The organism is Campylobacter concisus (genome assembly GCF_002913745.1).
GTDB lineage: Bacteria > Campylobacterota > Campylobacteria > Campylobacterales > Campylobacteraceae > Campylobacter_A > Campylobacter_A concisus_R.
In genome coordinates this window covers 14,808-27,118 of the sequence record NZ_PPCG01000019.1, presented here as the reverse complement: position 1 = coordinate 27,118, position 12,311 = coordinate 14,808, and the positions used below count along the sequence as shown (strand labels likewise).

Below are 12,311 nucleotides of genomic sequence, written 5' to 3'. Positions count from 1 at the left end.
ATTAAAATTTATTCTTTCTTACTTCACTTACTATTGTCTTTGCCATATTATCAACATCGCTTGTTACTTCATTTGCTTTATTAGCAATTACAACATTTTCTTTTGTTAGATTATCTATTTGGGCAACTGATTGATTTATCATATTTATGCCTTCACTTTGCTCTTTTATAGACTCACTCATCTCATTTATTGATTGAGCTAATACATTTGCATTAGCCTCTATCTCACTTAAAGATTTTTGAGTTCTCTCAGCTAGCTTTCTAACTTCATCAGCAACAACTGCAAATCCTCTACCATGCTCTCCAGCTCTGGCTGCTTCTATTGCAGCATTAAGAGCTAGTAAATTTGTTTGATCTGCTATATCTCTTATTATTACGATGATATTTTTTATCTCTTCAGATTGTCTTGTTACATCTTCTGCTTTTTGACTTATTGCATTCATTGAGCTACTCATTTGCTCTACTGCTGCTGCGCTTTCTTGTAAGCTATTTGCTTGGATACTAGCTGAGTTAGCTACTTTAGATACTGATTCAGCTAGAAGTTTAGCTTTTTCTTCAAGTAGCTGTGCTTGGCTTAAATTTGAGTTTAGCATAGAGCAAACTACATCGCCCATGTTTGATACTCCAAGTATCATAGCCTTTAGGTCAGCCTCTAGCTCTTCATTTATCTCAACCTTTGCTGTAAAGTCATTTTTAGTATATGAGCTAAGAACATTTGTTATGCCCTTTAAATTTGCTGAGATAGATGTAAAGAATTTGTTTAGTAGCTCTTTTAGTTCATTTAGCGATGGGTTGTTTGGAGTTGAGCCTATCTTTGCTCCAAGGTTTCCTTTGATCATTAAATTTGCTACCTTATTTAGCTCATCTATCATAGTGCTATCTTTTTTGATGCCAGCTATGACTTTATCGATGTTTTCATTTATCGCTTTACTCATCTCGCCAAATTCATCATTTGATCTCACCTCTAGCTTGCTTGGTGCTTTTGCTTCGTAAGTTACAAATTTAAATAGATCATCAAGCTTAGACTGGATGGTTTTTATAGGGTTAAGAGACTTTTTAAGTAAGAAATAGACAAATGCTGAGAGGATAACGATAAATAGCACTGCTAGGATTAGCTGGATCTTTAGGAGGGGCATAGTCTGGCTCGTGAAAGTATCGGCATTTATCGCAGCAACTGCGAGCCAGCCGTCGTCATTTATAGGTAAAATTTTAGCAGTTACATTTTCGCCTTTTTCGTTTGTATAGGATATGAGACCATTCTCATCAAAATCTTTATTTGCATATTTTTGAGCTAAAAGTTTTGTGGATTTTACAGCTTTGCCAAGTAGGTCTAATGTATCATGAACTAAAACTACGCCATCTTTGTTCATAAAATATATATAACCAAACTCAGTCTTTCCCATGTCAAGCAGTTTTTCAGCAATGCTTTGACTATCAACATCTATACCACTTACACCAACTGCTTTACCATTTTTATAAAGTGCAGTGGAGAATGTGATGACTAACCTATTTGTTGTTGCATCTACATAAGGTTCTGAAAAGACTGTTTTGCCACTATCTTTAGCTTCCTTATACCAGTCTCTTGTCCTAGCGTCATAATCATCTTTTTCCTTAGTTAGTATTTCACCGGTGCTTACATATAGTTTAGGCTCGCTTTCTATGCCATAATAGATATCGCCAACGATATCATTAGAGTTTTCTTTTTCTGCTTTTAGTTTAGATATAAATTCATCATCGCTATTTAAATTTGTCAAATTTTTAGTAAGTCTCTTTGAAGCATCGCTATAATCAGCAATAAAACTTTGTGCTACTGATTTTGCATCTTTTAAAATTTGATCTTGATTTTGACTAACTAACTCAATAGTCTTGTTCTGAGCGGTGTAGTAACTAGCAGCTGACATAGCCACAAACGATATACATAGAGCAACTATTAACATTAGTGCTATTTTATTGGTGATTGACTTCACACGAATTCTTTTACATATGATTTTATGTTGTCTATATCGGCTAGTTTAAAAAGAGCTATATAGCTTTTGAGATATTTTTAGCGGAAAAAATGTAATTTTTTGTCTAAATTTAAGGTCTATCTTTTATTAAATTTAAAAGATTTTCTCTGATATTTTCGTTAGTTAAATTTGAAATTTCGCTGTAGAAATTCCCATCTTTATCTAGCAGGTAGATAGCAGAGCTGTGAGCGACAGAGTAGCCCATAGCAGAGTTTTTAAGATGCATTTTTTGGTATTTTACGCCGTAGTTTTTAGCAACTTTTGGCAGGTTGTTCATCTTTAGCCCGTCTGCATCTTTGTAGAAATTTTTTGCCATTAGGGTTAAATTTTCAGGCGTGTCACGCTCAGGATCAAGAGTGATGAAAAGTAGCTCAAAGTCGTCTCTTTTTAGTTTATTTAGCTCATCGCCCACAAGAGAGAGCGTAGTAGGGCAGACATCGGGGCAGTAAAGATAACCAAAATATATCGCTTTATACTTGCCGTTATAATTTTTAAGGCTCACTTCGCCATGCTCTGAAAGCGCCTTAAAATCATACTTGTTTGGCTTTATAAAAAGCATCGCAAGACCAGCACATATTAAGATTATTATTAAGCCCCAAAGTGTCTTTTTCATCATTTGCCCTTACATTTTTAGATCAAGATCGACAAAAAATCCAGTATCCTTTTCGCCATCAAGCAGCTTAAATCTATACCTCATAAGATCGACCACGCAAGCACTTAGTACGACTTGGGCTATTAGATTATCGCCTCTTTGATCAAGTCTGGCTTTTATCAAGCCCATGTTCATGTTTATGCCATCGATTACAAGATTTGGATCTTTTAGCCCTAAATCTTTGCCATTAATGATCTTAAAGCTAAACGGCCTCATCGCAAAGATCGGTCTTGGCGAGATGTCTATCTTTAGCTTAACGCCATTAAATTTCACCTCGCAAGCATCTTTGTTTAGATCGCATTTTAGAGGATCAAGCGATGTATTTACATCGGCAAATTCAGGCGGATCCTCTTTGCTGACCATAAATTTATGACCCATCCAAAAAGCGCCTGCCACGATAAAAATGAGTGAAAAAAGGATTAGAATTTTTTTCATTATTTAAAGTTTTTGGTTACTCCGATATTATCAAGCTTGATGCTCTCGCCGTTGCTAAATTTAAGCTCCAGATCAACCTTGTCACCATCTTTTATAGGTCTATTTAGATCCATAAGCATGATATGAAGACCGCCAGGCGCTAGCTTTGTCTCGCTATTTTTTGGGATCACGGCGTCTTTAACCTGAACCATAGCCATCATGCCATTTTCCATCTTGTGAGTGTGAATTTCAGTGCTTTTGCAAACACTTGAATGAACGCCAACTAGCTTTACATCGGCATTTGAAGCGTTTTTGATATTCATGAAAATAGCGCTATTGTTTGTGCCAGGCTTTGTGTCTCTTGCTCTGACATTTTCTAGGCTTATATCTGCCGCCATAAGAGTAGAAGCTGCTAGCATAGCACCAAAAACAAGTTTTTTCATATTTTTTCCTTTATGGTAAATTAATAATGGTTTTCAGATTATACATATAAAGAAACTAAAATTCCCTTTAAAATTTAAAAATTGAAATTTTTTAGGTTATAATTACGCACTAAATTTTACTTTTTGGGACACTTCACTTGAAAAAGATACTATTTTTCTTCATCGCGTTAGCGCCTTGTCTTTTTGCCCAAAATTACGAAGAAATTTACTTAAAAAATGGCCCATCTGCCGTCATAGAAGCCATTGAAAAGAACATTTTAAGTAAGGACTACTGGCTAAAAAAGCTTAAAGACAAGGACGTTAGATACGGATATTACGACAACGAGATACTTCTAAGCGTGGTTGATAAGACTGACAAAGAGCTTGAGGTCATCTCTTATAAAGACGGAGTTACAAAAAAACTCTTTAGCTCAAGCGTCATCGTTGGCAAAAATGGCGACAAACTGCTTGAAGGCGACCTAAAAACGCCAGTTGGCGTCTATCAGCTCACACGTAGATTTACACCAAACGACAGATATTTAGGGCCTCTTGCTTTTTCTCTCTCATATCCAAATTTACTTGATAAACTCGCAAAACGTAATGGCAGCGGCATCTGGATACATGGCTATCCGCTCGATGGTCAAAGGACGGATGAGCTAAAGACAAAAGGCTGCGTAGCTATGCAAAATGACATTTTGATGAAATTTGACGAAGTTATAGACCACAAAAAAACGCTCGCTTTTATCTACGAGGACAAGCGCCCAGAAGCAAGCGTGAACGACATAGCGGTGATCATCTCTGGAATTCTTAACTGGAAAAAGACTTGGAGTGAGAGCGACATTAATAGCTATTTGAAATTTTATGATAAAGATTTTGAGCGATATGACGGCATGAGCTTAGAAAATTTTAAAAATATGAAACGAGCGATCTTTTCTAAAAAAGAGAAAAAACATATCGCTTTTTCAAATTTTCTCATCACGCCTTATCCAAACCTTAAAAACGACAAGCTCTTTCGCGTGAGTTTTTATGAGGATTATGCTGCTGATACGCATAAATTTGCAGGTCAAAAGACCCTTTACGTCAAGCTTTATGGCGATGAGATGAAAATTTTTATAGAGGAGTAGAAGTGGAAAAATCTCAAGAAGTAAAAGAGAAGATAGAGAAAATTTTAGAGGCGAGGTCTGCATTTTTTGCTGAGCTAGACCGCCAAGTACCAAAGAAAAATGGCACTGACGCCTTTGACTTTAGCAAGGTCAAAGAGGCTGATCTAAAAGAAATTTACGCTAAATTTTACGCATTTGACTACAACGTAAGAAAGCTCTTGCCTGACGTTTATAAAGCTTATGATGTGAATTTCAATGTCTGAGATACGCTTAAACAAAGCAGCTTATATCCACAATCTAACTAAAATTTGTGACAAAGCTGGCGGAAAAGAAAAAGTGATCGTCGTGCTAAAAGATAACGCTTATGGGCACGGCGCAAGGCTCATAGCTAGCGAGGCTAAGAAATTTGGCATAAAAAACTGCGCTGTAAAGAGCGAATTTGAAGCAAATGAGATCGCTGATATCTTTGAAAATATCTTGATCCTTTCGCACATCCCAACAGGCGATGAGAGCGCTAAATTTACCTACGCCATAAACGACATAGACGCACTTTTAAAGATAAAAGAAAATACAAAAATCAACCTCGCCATCGACACTGGCATGCATAGAAATGGGCTTGATATAAGCGAGCTTGATTATGCATTTGAAATTTTAGCTAGAAGAAATTTAGAGCTTCTTGGCGCTTATACTCACTTTCGCGCAAGCGATGAGCTAAATGCTGATTATTTCGTGCAAAGAGAAAACTTTAACGCTGCAAAAGCGAAAATTTTAGCTCTTTGCGATGAGTTTGGCTTTAAAAAGCCGATTTTTCACTCGCACAACTCAGCCGCCCTTGAGCGAACGCAAAAGCTAGACGACGAGATGGTGCGTGTTGGCATCGCTCAGTATGGATATGCTCAGTTTAATGGCTCTTTAAATTTAAAGCCAGTGCTTTCACTTTGGGCAAAGCGCGTTAGCAGGCGGGTTTTAAAAAGTGGTCAAAGCGTGGGATATGGGGCTAAATTTATAGCAAAAGATGATATAAACGTCGCTACTTACGACCTTGGATATGGCGACGGACTGCTAAGATACAATGGAGATGGCGAGCTAAGACTTGCAAATGGCGAGATGGTACTTGGCAAAATTTCGATGGATAGTTTTAGCTGCAAAGATAGTGGCGAGTGGGTCTGTGTCTTTGAGGACGCAAATGTCTGGGCTAACTTTTTTGGCACGATAAACTACGACATCTTGGTCAAACTCTCGCCAAATATCACTAGAAAATTTATATAAAGGTAATATGTGAAAAAGTTTGTTTTATTAGCTCTTGCAAGCCTTGCTTTTGGTGTGCAAGAGAGTGAGTTTAAAGTCTATGAGCAGATACTAAACCAGCTTGATACAAAGCAGATCCCAGCCTTTGTCGTCCAAACTGCAAAGCCAAATTTACCAAGCAGGGTAGATGAGATGATCACGCTAAAAGATGTAAGCAGCGATGGGCTAAACATTCATGGCGAGTTTGTCTTAAACGAGACCAAGACAAAGAAGCTAAAAGGCTACAACAAGGCTCAAATTTCGGCTTTAAAGGATGAGTTTTATCAAAATGGAAAAGAGGCACTTTGCAACTCAGGCATGGCAAGAGCTGCGCTAAATCGCGGCATCACGCTAAGTGGTAGCTACGGCTTTGAGGGCAGACATCTTTTTGATTTGAAGCTGGATAAAAGTAGTTGCGAGTAGCCATTTTTGCACTATTTTTTTGCTCGCTAGCTCTGGCTCTGACGCCAGATATGGCAGCGAAAAATCACGCAACATACTACAAAAAAAAGCTCCCATTTATCTGCACGCCTACACTAACGCTTAACGATATCTTAAACGTGGGCGATACGCTCATCTACAGATACGCCGTCAAACACGCAAGAAAGCAAGAGATCAAAAGGCTTGAAGAAAAAGAACTTTTGGAATTTATCGAGGCTATAAAAAAAGAGAATTTAAGAACCGCCTGCAAGGATAAAGAAATTTTAAATATGCTAAGCATCGGCGTTAGCTTGGATGAAATTTTCTACTCAGAAAACGGCGAACTAATATTTGAATACACTATAGAAGATCGTGACTGTAAGATATTGCAGTGATATATAATTTCAAATATTTCTAATAATGTATAATTATAATAGCAAGCGTTAAAAATCTTATAATCTGCGCTCGTATCAAATTTTCAAACACATTTTAAACCAAATTTCACTCTTATAAACGCCGTCTAAATTTTAAGTGTTATAATTACGGCAAAATAACGATTTTAAGGAGAGTGTATGTCTTCACGCATTATCACTGGCGTTTTGATGTTTGTTGCTATTTTGGTAGTTTTTTTTATAGATAATTATATTTTAAATTTTATTTTGCTTGGTGCTGTGCTTTACTTTGCCTTTAACGAGTCGCTCAAGCTTTATGGCATCGATCACAAACAGCTAGTTTATGCAGCACTCGCATTTTACGTGCTTACATATTTTACAAATCCAATCTTCATAGCGATCCTTGCGATCATGCTGATAGCATCTATCCTTGCGCACATAAAAAGCGAAAATTTAAAGCTAGTTGCCCCTTTTGTCTATCCGACAACTCCTATATTTATGATGTGGATGCTCTACTCAGAGTATGGCATGGGCTATCTTGCGTGGCTTATCTTAAGCGTCGTTGCAAGCGATAGTGGCGCATTTTTCGTTGGCAAAGCCTTTGGCAAACACCCATTTAGCCCAAGCTCACCAAACAAAACCATCGAAGGCGCAGCAGGTGGCGTGGTAGTAGGCACCATAGTTGGCTGCGTCGTTGGAAATTTCGTAACAGATGGATTTTTTCAAATTTTATTTTCAAGCTTTTTAGTCTGCGTCTTTGCGGTCTGGGGAGATCTCTTTGAGAGCTATCTAAAAAGACTTTGCGGTGTCAAAGACAGCGGCACGCTTTTCCCAGGTCACGGTGGCATGCTTGATAGGATAGATGGCTATTTATTTGGCGTTGTTGCGCTACTTTGGTCGCTATCGTGGTAATACTTGGCTCAACTGGTTCGATCGGCAAAAATACTCTAGCGCTCTGCAAGAAATTTAATGTAGAGGTTGAGGCGCTAAGCTGCGCTAAAAATGTTGATCTTTTAAACGAGCAAATTTTAAAATTTAAGCCAAAATTTGTCTGCGTGGGCGATGAAAAACTAGCTAAAAATGTAAAAAACATTGAGCATAAAAAGATCTTTTTTGGAGAGGCTGGACTGCTAGAAATGCTTGAAATTTCAAGCTCAAAAAAGGTGATAAACGCCCTTGTTGGCTTTGCTGGACTTGCTCCTAGTCTAAAGACACAAGCGCTTGGTAAAAGGCTGGCACTTGCAAACAAAGAGAGCCTTGTGGTTGGCGGTAAATTTTTAAAAACAAGAGAAATTTTGCCCATTGATAGCGAGCATTTTGGGCTTAAATTTCTACTAGAAAATAAAACAACTCCAAGCAAGCTCATCATCACTGCAAGCGGCGGGGCATTTTATAAAAAACCGATCAAATTTCTAAAAGATGCTACGCCAAGCGACGCTCTAAAACATCCAAACTGGGATATGGGCGCAAAGATAACGATTGATAGCGCGACGATGACAAACAAGCTTTTTGAGGTAATGGAGGCCTACTGGCTTTACGGCATCAAAGATATCGAGGCCGTGATAGAGCCAACCTCAGCCATCCACGCCGTAGTCGAGTTCGTAGACGGCTCAAGTACGATGCATCTCTCGCGTCCTGATATGAAGCTAGCTATCGCGCACGCTATGCTTGAAAAAGTGAGCGAAAATATCGTCTCTCACGCAAATTTGCTCGATCTAAAAAATATCAAATTTCAGAGGATCAGCCTTAAAAAATACCCAGTCTTTTCACTAAAAGATGAAGTCTTAGCTAGTCCTGATCTAGGTGTCGTTATAAACGCTGCAAACGAGGTTGGAGTATTTAGCTTTTTAGAGAAAAAGTGCTCATTTTTAGATATCTCAAGGCTTATTTTAGGTTCAGCTAAGAAATTTAAGAGTCTTAAAATTTCAAGCGTAGATGAAATTTATGAAGTTGATAAAGAGGTTAGAGAATACGCAAAAAGGATGCTAAATGCAAAGGTATGAGGGGTATAAATTTGATCTTAGGCAAAGTCTCATCGGTGTGCAGTTTTTATTTGTCGCCTTTGGCGCGCTCGTGCTCGTGCCTATCCTTACGGGGCTTGATGCAAACGTCGCGCTCTTTACGGCTGGTCTTGGCACGCTACTTTTTCAGCTAATAACTAGAAAAAACGTCCCACCTATCTTTCTAGCAAGCTCGTTTGCCTTCATCGCTCCGCTTCAGTACGGCATCGAAAAATGGGGCATACCAGTGACTATGGGTGGCGTTATATTTGCTGGATTTTTCTACGTTGCGCTAAGTCTTGTGGTTCGCTTTGGCGGCGAGAAAATTTTGCATAAAATTTTGCCTCCAGTTGTAGTTGGTCCTGTCATCATGACCATAGGTCTGATACTAGCTCCAAATGCCGTTAAGATGGCTACTTCAGCTACTGAGATCTACACTCAAAACGTAGCGATGATAGTTGCAGCGACCTCGCTTATCGCTACTATCGTTGTTATGATGCTAGGACGGGGGATGTTTAGGCTCATACCGATCCTGCTTGGCATCATCGCTGGCTACATCGTGGCTTACTGCTTTGGCATGGTTGATTTTAGCGCCATCGCAAGCGCCCCTTGGTTTAGAGTGCCAAGCTTTAGCGCACCAAAATTTGAACTTGAATCGATCATCTATATGATACCTATCGCCATCGCCCCAGCGATCGAGCACATCGGCGATATGCTCGCTATCTCAAATGTCACAAAAGAGGATTTTTTGAAAAATCCAGGTCTTAAAAACACCCTTTTAGGCGACGGTCTAGCCACTTCGCTAGCAGCTTTTTTTGGTGGTCCGCCAAACACCACCTACTCAGAGGTCACAGGCGCAGTTAGCCTTACAAAAGCGTATAATCCAGCGATCATGACCTTTGCGGCGATCACTGCTATCGTGCTAGCCTTCGTTGGCAAGCTTGGCGCGGTGCTCTCAACCATCCCAGCTCCAGTCATCGGCGGTATCATGCTGCTACTTTTTGGCATCATCGCAAGCGTTGGCATGGAGACACTTATAAAAAACAGAGTCGATCTTGCTGATCCTAGAAATATGATAATCGTAGCCCTCATCTTCATCTTTGCCATCGGCGGCATGGTGCTTGACCTTGGTGCGGTTAAATTTTCAGGTATCGGACTTGGCGCGGTTACTGGTATAGTTTTAAATTTGCTTTTGCCAAAGACAAAGCATTACGAAGGATATTAATGCGTAAATTTAGACTTTTTCTAGCAGCTCTTGCGGCTGTAAGCCTTGCAAATGCAAGCGCACTGGACTATGCACTTATCAAAAAAGGTGAGCCAAGTAGCAATACTATGCTCTTAATCGGTGGCATACAAGGCGACGAGCCAGGCGGCTTTTTGGCGGCTTCTATCGTGGCGACTGACTACAACATCACAAAAGGCTCGCTTTGGGTCGTGCCAAATTTAAATTTCCCAAGCATCATCGAGCGAAGTCGCGGCACAAAGGGCGATATGAATAGAAAATTCGCTCACGTCGAAAAGGACGATCCAGACTACAACTCAGTGATGAAGATAAAAGACGTCATCACCGACAAAAACGTCACTCTCATCTTAAATTTACACGATGGTAGCGGATATTATAGAGATAAATTTATAAGCAAGGACGAAAATCCAGACAAATGGGGCAACACTTGCATAATCGACCAAAGCACGCTGCCAGGCTCAAAGTACCCAGAGCTTGAAAGCATCGCATCAAGCGTAAAAGACGTGCTAAATAAGCATCTCATAGATCCAAAACATCAATATCACGTCAAAAACACGCACACGGCGATGGGCGACAAAGAGATGCTAAAAAGCCTCACCTACTACGCTATCACGCAAAACAAGTCTGCCTTTGCAAACGAAGCTAGCAAAAATTTAAACGCCGAGCAAAGGACATATTATCACCTAGTAGCGATCGAAGAGTATATGAAAAAGGCTGGCATTAGCTTTACTAGGCCCTTTGAGCTTGATGTCAAAAGCGTGAAAAAGGCGATCGAAAAAGAGATCAGACTTGAGCTGTTTGACAGCTACGCTCTTAGCCTTAAAAATTTAAAACCAGTGATAAGCTTCGTGCCATTTAAAAAGGGCGAGCTAAGCTACCACTCACCAAATCCACTAATCGCCGTTATAAAAGATAAAGATACTTACAAAGTGCAGTATGGCAACCGCTCTGTCACAAGGCTAAAACCGCAATACTTCGAGTTTGCAAAGCCACTTGATAAAATTTCTCTCTTGAGCGATGGCAACGAGCTTGTGCTAAAAAGTGGCGATAAATTTAGCGTTAAAAAGAGCTTTAAAGTAAAAGCTCTCAAAAACGTGCGCGTAAATGTCATAGGATACGGCACTAAAAGTGTTGATGAGAGCGAGCAAGAGATCGATAAAAACAGCCTAAACAAAAGCTATAGCATAGATAAAGATGGCAAAATTTACCGAGTTGAGTTTTACAAAAGCGAAAATGGCAAAGAGAAATTTGCTGGCATGATACTAGCGGAGTTTAGATGATACTTGGCATAGAAAGCAGCTGCGATGACAGCTCTGTCGCGCTCATAGATGAAGGCACGCTGGAGCAAATTTATTATAAAAAGATCTCGCAAGAAGAGGAGCACGCTATATTTGGTGGCGTGGTCCCAGAGCTTGCGGCAAGGCTTCATACAAAGGCGCTGCCAGCACTTTTAAATGATATCTTGCCAAATTTAAAAGATATAAACGCCATCGCTGTGACAAACGAGCCGGGGCTAAGCGTGAGCCTGATAGGCGGCGTCAGCATGGCAAAATCGCTAAGTATCGCCTTAAACATCCCGCTAATTGCCGTAAATCACCTAGTTGGCCACATCTACTCGCTATTTTTAGACCATGAAGCCACCTTCCCACTTGGCGTTTTGCTAGTAAGTGGCGGACATACGATGATACTTGAGATTGACGAAAATGGCGAAATCACAGAGCTTGCAAGCACTAGCGATGATAGCTTTGGCGAGAGCTTTGATAAAGTGGCAAAGATGCTTGATCTTGGCTATCCAGGAGGCGCTGTGGTGCAGCAAAATGCACTTTTGTGTGAGGATAAAGATAGGTTTAAATTTACCGTCCCACTTCTTCACGATAAACGTCTTGAATACAGCTTTTCAGGGCTTAAAAACCAAGTCAGAGTTGAAATTTCAAAGCTTGAAACTATCACACGAAAAGATATCGCAGATATTTGTTACGCCTTTGAAAACACAGCCTGCGAGCACGTTTTAAATAAGCTTGAAAAGGTTTTTAAGCTAAGAAATTTCAAGCGTTTTGGCGTGGTTGGTGGAGCAAGTGCAAATTTAAATTTACGTAAAAGGCTTGAAGTGCTTTGTCAAAAAAACGAGTGCGAGCTTTTGCTAGCTCCACTTGCGTTTTGCTCTGATAATGCGCTGATGATAGCAAGGGCTGGTCGTGAAAAATATCTAAAAAGAGAATTTATAAGCCACAGCGAACTAGCGATACATCCAAGGGTTAGCTTTAAGAAATTTGAAATTTAAAATTTCATTAGAAAAAACATAAAGTTTTTGTGCTTAAATTTTTGATAACTTCATAAGTAAAAATTTAATAAAATCCTAAAATATCAACAAAA

Annotated in this window: 14 protein-coding genes and 1 pseudogene; 10 read left to right on the top strand and 5 right to left on the bottom strand. The window is 39.5% G+C overall.

What is annotated here, in order from left to right:
• Nucleotide 1 precedes the first annotated feature (1 nt).
• The 5 genes and pseudogenes from CYO90_RS10745 to CYO90_RS01650 form a co-directional block, all read right to left on the bottom strand.
• Nucleotides 2-442 (bottom strand): methyl-accepting chemotaxis protein, encoded by a 441-nt coding sequence (locus CYO90_RS10745; protein WP_429827811.1) that lies wholly within the window; start codon nucleotides 440-442, stop codon nucleotides 2-4.
• Nucleotides 443-1,234: 792 nt separating this feature from the next.
• Nucleotides 1,235-1,900 (bottom strand): annotated as a pseudogene (locus CYO90_RS10740) (PDC sensor domain-containing protein); the annotation flags it as partial.
• Nucleotides 1,901-2,075: 175 nt separating this feature from the next.
• On the bottom strand, nucleotides 2,076-2,618 hold the full coding sequence (locus CYO90_RS01660; RefSeq protein ID WP_103578209.1) for an SCO family protein: 543 nt from the start codon (nucleotides 2,616-2,618) through the stop codon (nucleotides 2,076-2,078).
• A 9-nt stretch (nucleotides 2,619-2,627) separates the two neighbouring features.
• On the bottom strand, nucleotides 2,628-3,092 hold the full coding sequence (locus CYO90_RS01655; RefSeq protein ID WP_103578208.1) for a hypothetical protein: 465 nt from the start codon (nucleotides 3,090-3,092) through the stop codon (nucleotides 2,628-2,630).
• On the bottom strand, nucleotides 3,092-3,514 hold the full coding sequence (locus CYO90_RS01650) for a copper chaperone PCu(A)C (protein ID WP_103578207.1): 423 nt from the start codon (nucleotides 3,512-3,514) through the stop codon (nucleotides 3,092-3,094). Before CYO90_RS01650 ends, CYO90_RS01655 begins: the two co-directional genes overlap by 1 nt.
• Before the next feature lie 137 nt (nucleotides 3,515-3,651).
• Here CYO90_RS01650 and CYO90_RS01645 point away from each other — a divergent pair, with 137 nt between their 5' ends.
• The 10 genes from CYO90_RS01645 to tsaD all read left to right on the top strand — a co-directional run bounded on the left by CYO90_RS01645 (nucleotide 3,652) and on the right by tsaD (nucleotide 12,219).
• Nucleotides 3,652-4,617, top strand: a complete 966-nt coding sequence (locus CYO90_RS01645) for a L,D-transpeptidase family protein (RefSeq protein WP_103578206.1) — start codon at nucleotides 3,652-3,654, stop codon at nucleotides 4,615-4,617.
• A 2-nt stretch (nucleotides 4,618-4,619) separates the two neighbouring features.
• Complete coding sequence (gene cmeU / locus CYO90_RS01640) at nucleotides 4,620-4,859, top strand: CmeU family protein (RefSeq protein WP_103578205.1); 240 nt, start codon at nucleotides 4,620-4,622, stop codon at nucleotides 4,857-4,859.
• Nucleotides 4,852-5,865, top strand: a complete 1,014-nt coding sequence (locus CYO90_RS01635) for an alanine racemase (protein ID WP_103578204.1) — start codon at nucleotides 4,852-4,854, stop codon at nucleotides 5,863-5,865. Before cmeU ends, CYO90_RS01635 begins: the two co-directional genes overlap by 8 nt.
• Before the next feature lie 9 nt (nucleotides 5,866-5,874).
• Complete coding sequence (locus CYO90_RS01630; RefSeq protein ID WP_103578203.1) at nucleotides 5,875-6,306, top strand: peptide deformylase; 432 nt, start codon at nucleotides 5,875-5,877, stop codon at nucleotides 6,304-6,306.
• A complete protein-coding gene (locus tag CYO90_RS01625; protein WP_009294261.1) occupies nucleotides 6,297-6,698 on the top strand; it encodes a hypothetical protein in 402 nt (133 codons plus the stop codon). The genes CYO90_RS01630 and CYO90_RS01625 overlap by 10 nt, the downstream gene beginning before the upstream one ends.
• 177 nt (nucleotides 6,699-6,875) lie before the next feature.
• The gene (locus tag CYO90_RS01620) at nucleotides 6,876-7,607 is read left to right on the top strand and encodes a phosphatidate cytidylyltransferase (protein WP_103578202.1); all 732 of its coding nucleotides are present in this window, start codon (nucleotides 6,876-6,878) and stop codon (nucleotides 7,605-7,607) included.
• Nucleotides 7,589-8,698, top strand: a complete 1,110-nt coding sequence (gene dxr / locus CYO90_RS01615) for a 1-deoxy-D-xylulose-5-phosphate reductoisomerase (RefSeq protein ID WP_103578201.1) — start codon at nucleotides 7,589-7,591, stop codon at nucleotides 8,696-8,698. Before CYO90_RS01620 ends, dxr begins: the two co-directional genes overlap by 19 nt.
• Nucleotides 8,685-9,920, top strand: coding sequence for a uracil-xanthine permease family protein (locus CYO90_RS01610; RefSeq protein WP_103578200.1), 1,236 nt, complete (start codon nucleotides 8,685-8,687; stop codon nucleotides 9,918-9,920). Before dxr ends, CYO90_RS01610 begins: the two co-directional genes overlap by 14 nt.
• Nucleotides 9,920-11,218 (top strand): M99 family carboxypeptidase catalytic domain-containing protein, encoded by a 1,299-nt coding sequence (locus CYO90_RS01605; RefSeq protein WP_103578199.1) that lies wholly within the window; start codon nucleotides 9,920-9,922, stop codon nucleotides 11,216-11,218. The genes CYO90_RS01610 and CYO90_RS01605 overlap by 1 nt, the downstream gene beginning before the upstream one ends.
• Nucleotides 11,215-12,219, top strand: coding sequence for a tRNA (adenosine(37)-N6)-threonylcarbamoyltransferase complex transferase subunit TsaD (tsaD, locus tag CYO90_RS01600; RefSeq protein WP_103578198.1), 1,005 nt, complete (start codon nucleotides 11,215-11,217; stop codon nucleotides 12,217-12,219). Before CYO90_RS01605 ends, tsaD begins: the two co-directional genes overlap by 4 nt.
• Nucleotides 12,220-12,311: the final 92 nt, after the last annotated feature.